The organism is Mesorhizobium sp. CA10, from assembly GCF_020165285.1.
Classification (GTDB): Bacteria; Pseudomonadota; Alphaproteobacteria; order Rhizobiales; family Rhizobiaceae; genus Mesorhizobium.
The window spans coordinates 122,728-137,464 of record NZ_JAIUHV010000002.1 but is presented as its reverse complement, the minus strand read 5'-3'; the positions used below and the strand labels follow the sequence as shown (position 1 = coordinate 137,464).

The following is a 14,737-nucleotide window of genomic DNA, read 5'->3' as shown; positions in this document are numbered from 1 at the left end:
TTCCAGGAAAAGCGCGTAACGGTTTTCCGTCCGGAATTGCATGAAACGCTCTAAGGCATCGGGAACGCCGGCAAGCCGGCGACCCAACTGTCAGTATCGCGCTGGCCGGCCATTATTTCAAGCTTAAAGTTTTATAATTGAATGATCTACGCCAGCCTGTTTGGTTAGTCACTTGGTCGGATCCTTTGGGCTCCACAGCACCGTCTCGGCGCCCTTTTCATACGCCATCCCTTCGGGGTAGCTGATCGCCTCGAGCTGCAGCCCCCACGGCGCCTGGAAATAGAGGATGGTCTGGCCTGCAGCCGGCCCTTCCTTCACCGGCAGCGGCCCCATCCGGGTCTTCACGCCCTTGGCCTCGAGATAGGTTTTCGCGGCGGCGACGTCGTCGACATAGAAGGCGATGTGGAAGCCGCCGATATCGCTGTTCTTCGGCGTCAAATCCTTCTGGTCGGGCGCCGTGTATTTGAACAGTTCGATGTTCGATCCATAGCCGCAGCGCACCAAGGTGATCTCCTCGATCACCGCCTTCGGATCGACGCCAAGCAGATCCTGCATGAAGGTACCCTTGTCGTCCGCGAACGGCCCGAAGGACATCGCCTTCTTGCAGCCGACGACATTGGTGAAGAAGTCGACGGCCTGCTTCATGTCGGGCACGGTGATGCCGGTGTGGTCGTGCCCGCGCATGCCGGGGATCGAATCCGCGGAAGCCACTCCCATTGCGCCGAACAAAGAGGCCGCGAGGATCGCCGCCTGTATTGCGTATTTCATGTCACCCTCCGTTGGCGGGCTGACTTGTCCTTGCGCACATCCGAGGCCCGCTGGTCGGCGTGCGGATCAAAAACTCACGTCATGCCGATGCCTTGGGCCGCAGCCAGTCCGGGTCGATTTCCGGCAGCGGAATGGCGGCGAGCAGGTCGCGCGTGTAGGTCTCCTTCGGGTTCTCGAACAGCGCGTCCGTGGCGCTGGCCTCGACGATCCTGCCTTCGCGCATCACGATGACCTGCTGGCAAAGCCGCCGGACCACCGACAAGTCGTGGCTGATGAAGGCCACCGTCAGCCCCATCTCGGCCGCCAGCTTTTCCAGCAGCGTCAGGATCTGCGCCTGCGTCGAGACGTCGAGGCCGGAGACGATCTCGTCGGCCAGCACGAATTTCGGCGACAGCGCGAGCGCTCGTGCGATACCGACACGCTGACGCTGGCCGCCCGACAATTCGTGGCGGTAGCGGCTGGCAAAACTCTGCGGCAGGCCGACGCGCTGCAGGGCTTCCGCGACGCGTTCCTTCAGCCTGCCGCCAAGCCCGTTCTGCCGCAAGGGTGCGGCGATGATGTTGAAGATCGTATGCCGCGGATTGAGCGATGACATTGGATCCTGGAAGATCATCTGCAGGTCGCGGCGCAGCGGTCTCAGCTCGGTTTCCGAAAGACGGCTGATGTCGCGCCCCTCGAAGCCGATGGAACCCGCGCTAGGCTCGATCAGCCTGACCAGCGCGCGACCGAGCGTCGACTTGCCCGAGCCGGACTCGCCGACGATGCCGGTGACAGATCCCTTTGGCAGGTCGAAGTCGAGCCCTCTCAGGATTTCGGCCAGCGGCGCGCGGCCGATCATCGGCTTGCGCGTCATGTCGGGCAGCGCCACCTTCAGCCCGCGCACGGAAATCAGCGGCTCAACCATGGCCGGACCTCCAGTCCTTGTCGGCGGCGGCGATCTCTACGGCCAATCCGGCAAGCACGCTTTCGTCCACCGGCTTCAGCGAGGCGTATGGGTCGGTGTAGCGCGGTGTCGCCGCCATCAGCGCGCGCGTATAGGGGTGCTGCGGTGCCGCAAACAGCGCCTCGGTCTCGGCCTCTTCGACCACCTTGCCGGCATAGAGCACCGACACTTTCTGGCTGATCTTGGCAACCACGCCGAGGTCATGGGTGACGAACAGGATCGCCGTGCCATGATCGCGCTGCAGTTGCGCGATGAGCCGCAGGATTTGTTTCTGCACCGTCACGTCCAGCGCCGTCGTCGGCTCGTCCGCGACAATCAATCGGGGCTCCGCCGCGAAAGCCGCCGCGATCAGCACACGCTGACGCATACCGCCGGACAATTCATGCGGATAGCTCTTCAGCACGCGCTCGGGATCGCGGATCTGCACCTCGTCGAGCAACTGCCATATGCGCCGGTCCGCCCTTTCGCCGCTCCAGCCGAGGATGCGCACCAGCCGGTCGGTCATCTGCGGGCCGATGCGGCGCGACGGGTTGAGCGCGGTGAGCGGATCCTGCGGGATCAGCGCCGTTCGCGCGCCGATCAGGGTCCGCCGCGCCTTGGCATCGAGGCGGCCGAGGTCCTCGCCCTCGATCAGCATCTCGCCTTCGACGATGCGCACGCTTTTCGGCAGCACGCCGAGCACCGCCTTGCCGATCATCGTCTTGCCGGCGCCACTTTCGCCGACCAGCGCGCGCACCTCGCCCGGCTGCACGGCAAGCGACACCGAGCGCAGCACGCGCTGGCCGTTGGGCAGCACGGCGCTTAAGCCGCGAATGTCGAGGCACGCGCTCATCGCAGCACCGGATCGAAGCGCGCCTTCAGCGCCTCGCCGAACTGACTGAAGGAAAGAACGGTGAGGATCAGCGTGATGAGCGGGAACACCAGCACCCACCAAGCCTGGTGGATCGACAGTCGCCCCTCGGCGATGATGCTGCCCCAGGTCGGGTCGTCGGTCGAGATCGACAGATTGACGAAGGACAGGATCGCCTCGACGATCACGGCGATGCCCATTTCGAGCGACAGCAGCGCCACCACCGACGGCAGCACATTGGGCAGCACTTCGCGCAGCATGATGCCCATGCGGCCATAGCCGGCGATACGCGCGCTCTCGACATAATCCATGCGCGCCTGGCTCATCGCCTCGGCGCGGATCACCCGGCAGAAGCGCGTCCAGTCGATGATCGCGATGGCGAGGATGACGGAGCTCAGGCCGGTGCCCAGCACGGCCACCAGCAGGATCGCGAACAGCACCGGCGGGAAGGCCATCCACACATCGACGATGCGCGAGATGATGCGGTCGGGCCAGCCGCCGAAATAGCCGGCGATCAACCCCAGCGCCGAGCCGAGAATACAGGCGGACGTCGCCGCCGCGAAGGCGACGATGAAGGCGATGCGGCCGCCGAAGATCAGCCGCGACAACAGATCACGTCCCAGGCTGTCGGTGCCCAGCCAATAGTCGGGCTCGGCGCCGTCCAGCCAGAAGGGCGGCAGCCGCTCCAGCATCAGATCCTGCGCCAGCGGATCCTGCGGCGCGATCAGCGGCGCGAAGACGGCGGCAAACAGCGCCAATAGAAGCCAGCCGCCGGCTAGCCACAGCCTGGGGCTCGAGCCGCGCCGGGCAATGCGCGCCTCACCCATGGCGCAGCCTCGGATTGAGCAACGCATACATCATGTCGACGGCGAGGTTGATCAGCACGAAAAGCAGCGCGAATACCAGCACGATGCCCTGGATCAGCGGCAGGTCGCGATTGATGACCGCGTCGATCGCCATATTGCCGAGGCCTTCATAGGAAAACAGCCGCTCGACGATGACGGTGCCGCCGATAAGGAAGGTGAACTGAACGCCGACCAGCGTCAGCGTCGGCAGCGCCGCGTTCTTGAGCGCCTCGCGCAGGATCACCTGTGTCTCCGAAAAACCTTTCACGCGCGCCAGCACCACATAGTCGAGATCGAGCACTTCCTTCAGCGACTGTTTGAGCAATTGGGCGATGATCGCCGCCAGCGGCAGTCCCAGCGCCACGGCCGGCATCAGCATGTGCTTGATGAGGTCCCAGGTGAGATCGAAGCGCAGCCTGAGAATGCTCTCGGCCAGATAGAACTGGGTGGCGAAGGGCAGATCGAGCTGCGGCGACACCCGGCCCGAAATGTCGAACACCGGCACCAGCACGCCGAACAGCAGGATCAGCACAAGACCCCAGAGGAAATCGGGGATGGAGAGCGTCGCGCCACTCACGATGTCGATGCCGGCCTCTATCGCCGTGCCGCGTGAGCGCGCGCCGAGGATCGCGGCGGTCGTGCCGATCGCGATCGCCATCAGCAGCGCCACGGTCGCCAGCTCCAGCGTAGCCGGCAGCCGGTTGAAGACGAGGCCGAGCACACCCTGACGCAGCGAGATCGAGGTGCCGAAATCGCCATGCAGCACGCCGCCGAGCCAGATGAAGAATTGCTGCACGATGCCCTTGTCGAGTCCATAGAGCGCGCGCAGCCGCGCAATGTCGTCATTGCTGGCGCCAGGCGGCAGCATCATCGCGATCGGATCGCCCGGCGCGACGCGGATGACGACGAAAACGACGACGGCGACGCCGAACAGCGTCACCAGCATCGTCAGCAGACGAACGAGGAATCTTTGCAGCAGCATGCGCCCATATGCCTGGATGAAAATGCGCGCCGTCTTGCGGACGGCGCGCGTGGCAATCCAAGACCGTTGATCAGGCGGCCGGGGTCATCAGCGCCGGCAGCAGCGCGCCGGACACATGCTGCACGACATTGACCTTTTTCGAATGCAAGATCGGTTGCGCATATTGGATCAGCGGCAGCACATAGGCCTGCTCAGCGATGTATTTGTCGACGGCCTTCCAGCCCGCGATGCGCTTGGCCTCGTCCTTTTCGCCCCACAACGGGTTGATCATGTCGATCAGGTCCTGGCTGTCCCACACCGAATGCGGGCTTGGGCCATACATGGCAAATCCGGTCGAGGTGGTCGGATCGCCGATCGAGTTGCCCCAGTTGTAGAAGGCGGCCGGCGCCAGCTTGTCGGCGGCGCGCAGCTCGTAATGCTTGGCGATCTCGTAGACCTCGATATTGGCCTCGATGCCGACCTTGCGCCACATGCCGACGATCGCCTGGATCATCTCGTAGTCCTTGGGCTTGAAGCCCTTGGTCGTCTGGATGGTGAACTTGACCGGCTTCTTGGGCGAATAGCCGGAGGCGGCGAGCAGCTCCTTGGCCTTCTCGGGATTGTGCTCGACCTTGATCGATGGATCGAAGGCGGCGTATTCCGGCGTCTCCAGCGTCGCGATCGGCTGGCCGTAGCCGCGCAGCAGCCGCTTGACCAGAAGCTCCTTGTCCACTGCCATCACGGCCGCCTGGCGGACGTTCTTGTCCAGCATCGCCTCGATGTCGTTGAAGAAGATCATGCCGATGTCGGAAACATTCTTGATCGAGCCGGCCAGCCCGTCCTTGGCGATCAGCCGGTCATATTCCTCGTAGGGGATTTCGAGCGTCACCTGCGAGGAGCCGGATTCGATCTCGGCGACGCGGCTTGCGGCGTCTGTGACGAACTTGATCGTCACATTCTCGAAGGCGGGCTTCGTGCCCCAGTAATGCGGATTGGTCTTCAGCCTCAGGAAGGCATTGCGCTCGAACTTGTCGACCATATAGGGACCGGTGCCGATCGGCGCCTTCTCGAAGCCTTCCGCGCCGACCTTCTCGTAATAGGCCTTGGGCAGGATGTAGCCGGTCAGGAACGACATCCATTTGAAATAGACCGGGTCGAACTGCACGACGTCGCCGGTGATCTTGTTGCCGTCGATCTTGAAATTGTTGACGTTCTTCCAGACGAACTGGATCGGGTTGCCGGTCTTCTCGTCACCGGCGCGGGTCAGCGACCACACCACGTCCTCCGCCGTGAACGGCGAGCCGTCGTGCCATTTCACGCCGTCACGCACCGTCATCGTCACCTTGGTGCGGTCGTCGTTCCAGCCCCATTCGGTGAGCAGGCCCGGCGTGAAGGAGAGGTCCGGCTTCTGTCCGATGATCTGGTCGAACACCGATTGATAAAGGCCCTGGATGGTCGGGTTGACGGCCGAGGGGCCGGTCGTCGGGTCCCAGGAAGGCAGGTTGACGTTGTAGGCGATGGTGAGTTCGTCCGCCGCCTTTGCCGCCCTCGGCAGGCCAAACGTGGCGGCACTGAGCGCCGCTGCGCCATATCCAAGCAAGTCACGTCTGTTGATGGTCATGGTCGTTCCCCTTGTTGGTTGTCATTTGTCTGCGCGGCGTTTTCATTCGGTGGTGGGCAACCGCGCCTTGTCCATCCCGGATTTCTTCGGCTCAACTTCCTCCCAGCTGTTGGGCGAGCATGTAGCCCGAGCCTGCGCCCGTGCCGGCGCCGGGCCATGTCGCGGCGCCGGTGAGGTAAAGGTTCGAGACCGGCGTGTTCCAGCGCGCGAAGCCCCGCGTCGGGCGGAAGAGGAAATTCTGCGCCAGGTGATGGCTGCCGCAGATCTGGTCGCCGCCGACGAGGTTCGGATTCTCGCGCTCGAGGTCGAGCGGCGAGAAGATCGCGCGGCCGAGGATTTTTTTGCGCAATCCCGGCGCATAGCTCTCGATGATGTCGAGCACGCGCTCGGCATAGGCGTCCTTGACCGCATCCCAGTGCGCGGGCGCGATCTTGCCCGCGGCATCGCCGACGATCTCCGCCGGCAGCATGCGCACCTGCACCCACAGCACATGCTTGCCTGGCGGTGCGCGCGACGGATCGACCGCCGTCGGCTGGCCGACGACCAGCACCGGCTGGTCAGGCAGCAGCCCGGCGATCGCCTGCTGATAGACGCGCGACATGGCGTCGAGCGACGGTGCCAGATGTACATAGGCGAATTGGCGAAGCTCGGCGCCGGCGCTCCAGTCGGGCAAGTCGTCCAGCGCCATATGGATCATCATCGTGCCCGGCGCGTGGCGGAATGTCTTCATCGCCGCATCGAAACCGGCGTCACCGGAACCATTGGGCAGCAGCCCGCCTGCCAGCGCCTTGGGCGCGACGCCGGCGATGACGGCCTTGGCCGCGACATGCGTTTCGCCGGATGCCAGCCGCACCCCCGTCGCTCGGCCGCCGGCCATCGTGATCTCCGACACCTCCGCGCCTGTTACGATCTTGCCGCCGGCCGCCTTGAGCATGCCCGCAAGCGCCCGGATAATGGTATCGGCGCCGCCTTTGCCGAGCACCATGCCGAAACTCTGGTTGGCCATCGATTCCAGATAGGGGAACACAGCACCCCCGGCGATGTCGGGAGCGAAATCGAGATGCATGCCCCAGGCCGCGAGTGTCGTGCGCACATGCGGCGTTTCGAAATTCTCCTCGAGCCACGCGCGCGGCGATGACAACAGCAATCGAGCCGTATCGAGCGCGCCGGCCAGGCCCTTCTTGCGCCAGATGTTCCACGCGCTGCCGGCCAGCGCCCTTGCGCTCATCGGGGAACCCAGCAGGCGGAACAGATGCTCGGCCTCGCCTGGAAAAGCACCGACCAGCCGGCGCCACGTGTCTGCATCCGCCGCCGAGAAGGCGGCCAGCCGCGATGCCGTCTTTTCCAGGTCGTTGCTGACGCCGAACCATGTCCCGTCCGGGAAGGCGCTGGCGAAGCAGTCGGCCACGGGCGCGAACTCCAGGCCGCGGCTTTTCAATTCATTTGCATATTTCCGGTGGAAGGCGGAGCCGGCGAAGAGGCTCAAATTCATCGCGCCGAAATCGTGCCGGAAGCCGGGAAGCGTGTACTCCGCGGTCCGTACCGCGCCGCCGATCGCCTCGCCGCGCTCGTAAACCGCTATTTTCCAGCCTTTGAGCGCCAGATGCGCGGCGCATGCCAGACTGTTGTGGCCCGCCCCGACAAAGATGGCGTCGAACTCGCTCACGCCCTGCCCCAAAAATGCTTTATGCTTAAAGATAATTGCAGATGCATATGTTTTCGTCTAGTAGGTATATTAAGGGCCGCAACGAGCCTTGAAGGTCACGAACAAGAGGGAACAAAAGACCATGGACACGCAAGAACTCCTCGGCGAGGTCGCCGGCCAGCTGCTTTCGGGCGCCATCAAGGTGGTCGATCTGACGGCGCCGCTCGGGCCGAACACGCCGCTGATCAAGCTACCGCCGGAACTCGCCGTCGACACGCCGAAAGTCGAGATCCACGAGATCTCCAAATACGACAAGAACGGCCCGTGGTGGGCATGGAATTGGCTGAAGCTCGGCGAGCATTCGGGCACGCATTTCGACGCCCCGCAGCACTGGATCACCGGCAAGGACTATCCGGACGGCGCCACCGACACCATCCCCGCGCAGAACTTCATCGGCCCGGTCAACGTCATCGATTGCTCGAAAGAAGCGGCCGCGGACCACGACTTCCTGCTTACCGTCGATCACATCAAGGCCTGGGAAACGAGGCACGGCGCGATCAATCCCGGCGAGTGGGTGGTGATGCGCACCGACTGGTACAAGCGCAACGGCTCCGAGGCCGAGTTCCTCAACGCCAACGAGACCGGCCCGCACACGCCGGGCCCGACGGCCGAGGCCATCCAGTTCCTGATAGCCAAGGACATCAAGGGCTGGGGCTCGGAAACGATCGGTACCGACGCCGGCAAGGCCGGCGGCATGGAGCCGCCGTTCCCGGCCCACACGCTGATGCACAAGGCCAACCGTTATGGCCTGGCCAGCCTCTGCAACCTCGACCAGCTGCCGCCGAAGGGCGCGATCCTGATCGCCGCCCCGCTCAAGATCGAGCACGGCACCGGTAGCCCGATCCGCGCATTGGCGCTGGTGCCGGGCAAATAGGCGAGGCGACGGTCTTCGGGAGAAGATCATGCTTGCGGGCGATGGAGTGATGACAGCGAGAGGGCGGCAGCCTGGCAAGGCCAGCGCTCTACGGCGCCCCCCTCTGTCCTGCCGGACATCTCCCCCTCTAGGGGGGAGATTGGATGTCACCCCCGCTTTCGCCAATCTCCCACGTCGCAGCACGATGTGGGGCGCCAAAACTGCCAATCTCCCATGTCGCAGCACGATGTGGGGCGCCAAAACTGCTGATCTCCCCCCTAGAGGGGGAGATGTCCGGCAGGACAGAGGGGGGCGCGAAGGAACTCGGCTTCGCGCGATTGACGCCCTCGTACCCGCGAGCCTCCAATGACCGCCCCCGATCACATCATCGTCGGCAGCGGCATCAACGCCCTGGTTTGCGCGGCGATGCTGGGCGCCAAGGGCGCCAAGGTGCTCGTGCTCGAGCGCAACGATCGTCTCGGCGGCTGCATGCGCACCGACGAGATCACGGCGCCTGGCTTCGTCCATGATGTGATGGCCACGACCTTCGTGCTGTTCATCACCTCGCCGGCCTTTGCCGCGCTCGGCAAGGACCTTGCACGGCATGGGCTGGAGTTCTGCCTTACCGCCACGCCGACAGGCGTGCTCACGCCCGACGGCAGCCATGCCGTGCTCACCACCGACCGTGCCGCCAACATCGCGGCGCTGAACCGGATCGCCTCCGGCGACGGCGACCGCCATGGCGGCGATGTCGGCAGCATCGAGCGCAATGCCGGGCTGCTGTTCGGCCTGCTCGGCGGCGCGCTCTGGTCCTATACGACGACGAAGCTCATCGCCGGCGAGGCCTGGCGGCGCGGCCCGCGCGATCTGGCCGCCTTCATGGGCGAGGCGCTGGTGCCTGCGCGCGGCTGGCTGGAAACGACCTACACTTCCGACCTCGTCCGCGCGCTCTGGGCGCCCTGGGTGCTGCATGCCGGGCTCGGCCCGGAAGACGCCTTCTCCGGCCAGATCGCCAAGGTCATCGCCTTCGCGCTGGAGGCTGCCGGCGCGCCGATCGTCAAGGGCGGCGCGAAAAACCTGCTCGCCGCCTTCGAGGCGCTGATCAGGGAGCGTGGCGGCGAGATCCGCGTCAACGCCGATGTCGCCTCGGTCGTCCAGGCCAGCGGCCGCGCCTCCGGCGTGCGGCTCGCTTCCGGCGAAACGTTGAGCGCTGCGAAGAGCGTCATCTGCTCGGTCACGCCGACACAGCTCTATGGCCGGCTACTCGGCAAGGAGGCGCCGGAAGCGACAACCAAAGCCTCGCAGTCCTATCGCTACGGCAAAGGCAACTTCCAAATCCACTACGCGCTGGACAAGCCGCCGGCCTGGCGCGGCGAGGGCCTCGACAAGGTGGCGCTGCTGCATCTGACGCCGGGTTTGGATGGCGTTTCGAAAGCCTGCAACGAGGCGGTGCGCGGCCTGCTGCCGGAAGTGCCGACCATCTGCGTCGGCCAGCCGCACGCGCTCGACCCGTCGCGCTGCCCCCATGGCAAGGCGATCCTGTGGCTGCAACTGCCGGAGGCGCCGCGCCACATCAAGGGCGATGCCGCCGGCAAGCTTGAAGCGCCCGCCGACGGCCGCTGGACCGAAGCGCTGCGCGAAGCCTATGCCGACCGGGTCGAGGCGATCCTCGCCAACCACATCGACGGTTTCCGCGAGACGGTCATTGCGCGTCGCGCCTATTCGCCGGCCGATCTCGAAGCCATGAACATCAACCTTGTTGGCGGCGATCCCTATGGCGGTTCGTCGACCATCGACCAGTCCTTCCTGTGGCGGCCGTTCAAGGCGAGCCGCAACCACGAGACCGGCATCAAAGGCCTCTACCATATCGGCGCTTCCACGCATCCAGGCGCCGGCCTCGGCGGCGGTTCTGGCTTCCTTCTGGCGGGGAGGCTGTGATGGAACAGAAGCTCGCCGAAAAGCGCCAGCGCATCTCGACCCTCGGCCAGATCGGCCTGCAGCAATTCGCGCCCTATCTGATGAACCGCATCATGGGCCGCTACAACGCCACTTTGCGCGACGACTTCCGCAAGCAGGGCCTGACCATCCCGCAGGTACGGACGCTGGCCGTGCTGTCGGTCGCCGACGGCGTCACCGTCAACGATCTCTCGGTCTACACAGTCATCGAGCAGTCGACCTTGAGCCGCACGCTCGATACGCTGGAAGGCCAGGGCCTGGTGCGGCGCGAGCAGGGCGTCACCGACAGCCGCATCCGCCATGTTTTTCTTACCGATGACGGGCGAGCGCTGTTCACGCGCGCCTGGCCCGCAATGCATGACGCTTTCGAAGCCATGTTCGACGGTATCGACGATGCCGAATACGCCGCGCTGATCGCGACGTTGCAAAAAATGCTGAAGAACATCCGCAAGCACGAGATCTAGATGCACGCGCCGCCCCATGGAAGGCGGCAACGGAAGGAGGCGGAGATGGCCGAACGGTCTTTTGCCAAGGAAGTCGAAAAGCTGAGGCTTGGCGCCGGCGAGGAATTCGCCGGCGAGGGCATCCTCGCCATCACCAAGGCGCTCTTGCAGTGCGGCGTAGGCTATGTCGGCGGCTACCAGGGCGCGCCGATCAGCCATCTGATGGATGTGCTGGCCGACGCGCAGGACATTCTGGGCGAGCTCGGCGTGCATTTCGAGGCGAGCGCTTCCGAAGCGACTGCCACCGCCATGCTGGCCGCCTCCGTGCATTATCCGATCCGGGGCGCCGCCACCTTCAAGTCGACGGTCGGCACCAACGTCGCTTCCGACGCGCTGGCCAACCTCGCCTCCGGCGGCGTCACCGGCGGCGCGCTGATCATCGTCGGCGAGGACTATGGCGAGGGCTCCTCGATCATGCAGGAGCGCAGCCACGCCTTCGCCATGAAGAGCCAGGTCTGGCTGCTCGACCCTCGCCCGAACCTGCCCTCGATCGTCAAGGCGGTCGAGGACGGCTTCGAGCTGTCGGAGGTCTCGAACACGCCGGTGATGCTGCAGGTGCGCATCCGCTGCTGCCATGTGCACGGCCATTTCATCGCCAAGGACAACAAGCGCCCGCCGATGTCGGTCGCCGATGCGCTGTCGGCGCCTCGCCGCGACACCGGCCGCATCGTGCTGCCGCCCGCCTCCTTCCTGCATGAGAAGGAAAAGGTCGCCAAGCGCTGGCCAGCCGCGATTGACTTCATAAAAACCCGCAAGATCAACGAGATCTTCGGCTCGGACCACGGCTCGGTCGGCATCGTCATGCAGGGCGGCATGTACAATTCGGTCATCCGCGCGCTGCAGCGGCTCGGCCTTGCCGACACCTACGGCGAGACCGACGTGCCGCTTTACGTGCTCAACGCCGTCTACCCGCTGGTCGACGATGAGTTTCTCGCCTTCTGCGAAGGCAAGCAGGCGGTGCTGGTCGTCGAGGAAGGCCAGCCCAACTATATCGAGCAGGCTTTCGCCGCGATGCTACACAAAGCCGGGCGCGGCACCAAGCTGGTCGGCAAAGAGCATCTGCCGATGGCCGGCGAATATACCGGCCAGGTGATGCTCGACGGCATCGGCTCCTTCCTGCGCGCCAATGCCCCGCATCTGCTGCCGGGCGAGGTGCGCGCGCCGAACAAGGCGGGCGAGGGCGTCGACACGGCCGACCTCGTCAATGTCGTTCCCGGGCGTCCGCCGGGCTTCTGCATCGGTTGCCCCGAACGGCCGATCTTCGCTGCGACGAAACTGGTCGAGCAGGAGCTCGGCAAGCACCACATCGCCTCCGATATCGGCTGCCACCTGTTCTCGATCATGCCGCCTTTCGAGCTCGGCGCCACCACCATGGGCTATGGGCTGGGGCCGGCCTCGGCCTCCGCCTTCAACTCGCCGGAGGCAAAACGCCGCTCGATCTCCTTCGTCGGCGATGGCGGCTTCTGGCACAACGGGCTGACCTCCTCGATCGGCAACGCCGTGTTCAACAAGAATGACGGCGTCATCGTCATCGTCGACAATTTCTACTCGGCGGCTACCGGCGGCCAGGATATCCTGTCCTCGCGCGCCAACAACCGCACCAAATCGACCAAGCATCCGATCGATGAAGCGGTGAAGGGCATGGGCGTCAAATGGCTGCGCCACATCGACCGCACCTATGATGTCGGTAAGATGCAAGCCGCGCTGCGCGAGGCGCTGACCACCGAGGAGAAGGGTCCGAAGGTCATCGTCGCCTCGTCCGAGTGCATGCTCAACCGCCAGCGCCGCGAGAAGCCGCTGGTCGACAAGGCGATCAAGGGCGGCGAGCGCGTGGTCAAGCCGAAATTCGGCGTCGACGAGGACATCTGCACGGGCGACCATGCCTGCATGCGGCTGTCCGGCTGCCCGTCGCTGTCGGTGAAGTCGCTCGACGATCCGCTGCGCGACGATCCGGTCGCGTCGATCGACCAGAACTGTGTCGGTTGCGGCAATTGCGGCGAGGTGGCGGATGCGGCCGTGCTTTGCCCGTCCTTCTACCGCGCCGACGTCGTCCACAATCCAGGCCGATGGGACCGTTTCCTGGAAGGCGCGCGCCGCGCCGCGATCGGCCTTCTGCAGCGTCGCCGCGAGAGCCGCAGATTGACGTTCGCCGATGCTTGATCAGGCTTCTCCCCTGCGCCCCAAGGCGGGCGCCTCTGACGACGAGCGGGTGATAAAACTCGCCATGCTCGCGGTCGGCGGCCAGGGCGGCGGTGTGCTCGCCGACTGGATCACCGACGTCGCCGAGCGCAACGGCTATATCGCCCAATCGACCTCCGTGGCCGGCGTCGCGCAGCGCACCGGCGCCACGATCTATTACATCGAGATGGCCCGCGACACCGGCCGGCTGCCGGTTTTCGCGCTGTCGCCCTCGCAGGGTGACGTCGACATATTGATCGCCGCCGAACTGATGGAGGCCGGCCGCGCCATCATCCGCGGTTTCGTCACGCCCGAGCGCACGACGCTGATCACCTCTTCACACCGCATCGCCGCCGTCTCGGAAAAGATCGAGCCGGGCGACGGCCGCGCCTCGTCGGAAAAAGTGCACGCGACGGCACAAGCGGCGGCCAGGCGCTTCATCGCCTTCGACATGGAAAAGATCGCCGCCGACAACGGCACCATGATCTCGGCCAGCCTGCTCGGCGCGCTGGCCGGCTCCGACGCGTTGCCCTTCACCCGCGAAACTTACGAGCAGGCGATCGGCGCCAGCGGCCGTGGCGTCGAGCCGAGCCTCGCCGCCTTCGGCGCGGCCTACGACCGCGCGCGCGGGATCGCGGCAGCGCCGGCCGGGGAAAAAGCGGCGGCGGAACCCCCCGTTGCCCAGCCCAGGCCAACGGGGAGGGTCAGTGGCCCGGAAACCCTGCTCAAGGGCTGGCAGGCGCTTGCCGCTCGCGTCGCGTCGCTCCCTGAGCCCGTGCGCGACATGGCCGAGCTCGGGCTGAAGAAGGTCGTCGATTACCAGGACATCGCCTATGGCGGCGAGTATCTCGACCGGCTGGACCGAGCGGTGGCGCTGGACAATGCGGAGCGCGGCTACGCGCTATCGATCGCCGCGGCAAAGCACCTTGCCAATGCCATGTGCTACGACGACATGATCCGCGTCGCCGATCTCAAGACGCGCTCGACCCGCGACAAGCGGGTGCGCAGGGAGGTCGGCGTCAAGGAAGGGGCGGTGCTGCAGGTCACCGAATATTTCCACCCGCGCATCGAGGAGTTCTGCGGCACGCTGCCGGCGGGACTCGGCAGCTATATCGAGAACCGCCCGAAACTCGCCGCCTTCCTCGACCGCCGCATCAACCGCGGCCGCCACATCCGCACCGACAGTTTCACCGGCTTCGCCATGCTCTGGTTCATCGGCGGCCTGCGCCGCTGGCGCCGCCGCCTGCTGCGCCACAGGGTCGAGGTCGAGCATCTCGAACGCTGGTATGGCCTGGCGCTCGGCTATGTGCCCCAGGACTACGGGCTTGCCACCGAGGTCCTGAATTGCCGCCGGCTGATCAAGGGTTACAGCGACACCCATGCCCGCGCCCAGTCGAAGTTCGACCGCGTGCTCTCGGCGCTGCCGACGCTCGAGGGCAGGGAGGACGCCGCCGACTGGATCCGCCGCCTGCGCGAGGCGGCGCTGAAGGACGAGAAAGGCGACATGCTGGACGGCGCGCTGAAGACCGTAGCGACGCTTGGCGGATAGCCGGC

At 65.4% G+C, this 14,737-nt stretch carries 12 protein-coding genes; 5 read left to right on the top strand and 7 right to left on the bottom strand.

The features are described 5' to 3' along the window. Positions 1-168 precede the first annotated feature (168 nt). From LB535_RS04150 to LB535_RS04120, 7 genes are all read right to left on the bottom strand, one after another. Entirely contained in the window at positions 169-768 is a 600-nt protein-coding gene (locus LB535_RS04150; RefSeq protein WP_224631278.1) for a VOC family protein, read from the bottom strand. A gap of 79 nt (positions 769-847) precedes the next feature. Then, positions 848-1,672, bottom strand: a complete 825-nt coding sequence (locus LB535_RS04145; protein WP_224631277.1) for an ATP-binding cassette domain-containing protein — start codon at positions 1,670-1,672, stop codon at positions 848-850. Continuing rightward, entirely contained in the window at positions 1,665-2,543 is an 879-nt protein-coding gene (locus LB535_RS04140) for an ABC transporter ATP-binding protein (RefSeq protein WP_224631276.1), read from the bottom strand. The genes LB535_RS04145 and LB535_RS04140 overlap by 8 nt, the downstream gene beginning before the upstream one ends. After that, positions 2,540-3,388 (bottom strand): ABC transporter permease, encoded by an 849-nt coding sequence (locus LB535_RS04135; protein ID WP_224631275.1) that lies wholly within the window; start codon positions 3,386-3,388, stop codon positions 2,540-2,542. The genes LB535_RS04140 and LB535_RS04135 overlap by 4 nt, the downstream gene beginning before the upstream one ends. Continuing rightward, a complete protein-coding gene (locus tag LB535_RS04130) occupies positions 3,381-4,388 on the bottom strand; it encodes an ABC transporter permease (RefSeq protein ID WP_224631274.1) in 1,008 nt (335 codons plus the stop codon). Before LB535_RS04130 ends, LB535_RS04135 begins: the two co-directional genes overlap by 8 nt. Positions 4,389-4,458: 70 nt before the next feature. Then, the gene (locus tag LB535_RS04125; protein WP_224631273.1) at positions 4,459-5,988 is read right to left on the bottom strand and encodes an ABC transporter substrate-binding protein; all 1,530 of its coding nucleotides are present in this window, start codon (positions 5,986-5,988) and stop codon (positions 4,459-4,461) included. A gap of 91 nt (positions 5,989-6,079) precedes the next feature. Further along, on the bottom strand, positions 6,080-7,654 hold the full coding sequence (locus tag LB535_RS04120; protein ID WP_224631272.1) for a phytoene desaturase family protein: 1,575 nt from the start codon (positions 7,652-7,654) through the stop codon (positions 6,080-6,082). A 121-nt stretch (positions 7,655-7,775) separates the two neighbouring features. Between LB535_RS04120 and LB535_RS04115 the strand changes: the two genes are divergently transcribed. The 5 genes from LB535_RS04115 to LB535_RS04095 all read left to right on the top strand — a co-directional run bounded on the left by LB535_RS04115 (position 7,776) and on the right by LB535_RS04095 (position 14,732). Further along, positions 7,776-8,567 (top strand): cyclase family protein, encoded by a 792-nt coding sequence (locus LB535_RS04115; protein WP_224631271.1) that lies wholly within the window; start codon positions 7,776-7,778, stop codon positions 8,565-8,567. A gap of 345 nt (positions 8,568-8,912) precedes the next feature. Then, positions 8,913-10,484 (top strand): phytoene desaturase family protein, encoded by a 1,572-nt coding sequence (locus LB535_RS04110; RefSeq protein ID WP_224631270.1) that lies wholly within the window; start codon positions 8,913-8,915, stop codon positions 10,482-10,484. Beyond that, entirely contained in the window at positions 10,484-10,966 is a 483-nt protein-coding gene (locus LB535_RS04105) for a MarR family winged helix-turn-helix transcriptional regulator (protein WP_140724517.1), read from the top strand. Before LB535_RS04110 ends, LB535_RS04105 begins: the two co-directional genes overlap by 1 nt. Positions 10,967-11,011: 45 nt before the next feature. Further along, positions 11,012-13,165 (top strand): indolepyruvate ferredoxin oxidoreductase subunit alpha, encoded by a 2,154-nt coding sequence (locus LB535_RS04100; RefSeq protein ID WP_224631269.1) that lies wholly within the window; start codon positions 11,012-11,014, stop codon positions 13,163-13,165. Continuing rightward, a complete protein-coding gene (locus tag LB535_RS04095) occupies positions 13,158-14,732 on the top strand; it encodes an indolepyruvate oxidoreductase subunit beta family protein (protein WP_224631268.1) in 1,575 nt (524 codons plus the stop codon). Before LB535_RS04100 ends, LB535_RS04095 begins: the two co-directional genes overlap by 8 nt. Positions 14,733-14,737 lie beyond the last annotated feature (5 nt).

Bases quoted from the DNA above. Each gene is read 5' to 3' on its own strand.
- LB535_RS04125 (WP_224631273.1), bottom strand. From the start codon at position 5,988: ATGACCATCAACAGACGTGACTTGCTTGGATATGGCGCAGCGGCGCTC.
- LB535_RS04145 (WP_224631277.1), bottom strand. From the start codon at position 1,672: ATGGTTGAGCCGCTGATTTCCGTGCGCGGGCTGAAGGTGGCGCTGCCC.
- LB535_RS04150 (WP_224631278.1), bottom strand. From the start codon at position 768: ATGAAATACGCAATACAGGCGGCGATCCTCGCGGCCTCTTTGTTCGGC.
- LB535_RS04130 (WP_224631274.1), bottom strand. From the start codon at position 4,388: ATGCTGCTGCAAAGATTCCTCGTTCGTCTGCTGACGATGCTGGTGACG.
- LB535_RS04100 (WP_224631269.1), top strand. From the start codon at position 11,012: ATGGCCGAACGGTCTTTTGCCAAGGAAGTCGAAAAGCTGAGGCTTGGC.
- LB535_RS04095 (WP_224631268.1), top strand. From the start codon at position 13,158: ATGCTTGATCAGGCTTCTCCCCTGCGCCCCAAGGCGGGCGCCTCTGAC.
- LB535_RS04135 (WP_224631275.1), bottom strand. From the start codon at position 3,388: ATGGGTGAGGCGCGCATTGCCCGGCGCGGCTCGAGCCCCAGGCTGTGG.
- LB535_RS04105 (WP_140724517.1), top strand. From the start codon at position 10,484: ATGGAACAGAAGCTCGCCGAAAAGCGCCAGCGCATCTCGACCCTCGGC.
- LB535_RS04110 (WP_224631270.1), top strand. From the start codon at position 8,913: ATGACCGCCCCCGATCACATCATCGTCGGCAGCGGCATCAACGCCCTG.
- LB535_RS04140 (WP_224631276.1), bottom strand. From the start codon at position 2,543: ATGAGCGCGTGCCTCGACATTCGCGGCTTAAGCGCCGTGCTGCCCAAC.
- LB535_RS04115 (WP_224631271.1), top strand. From the start codon at position 7,776: ATGGACACGCAAGAACTCCTCGGCGAGGTCGCCGGCCAGCTGCTTTCG.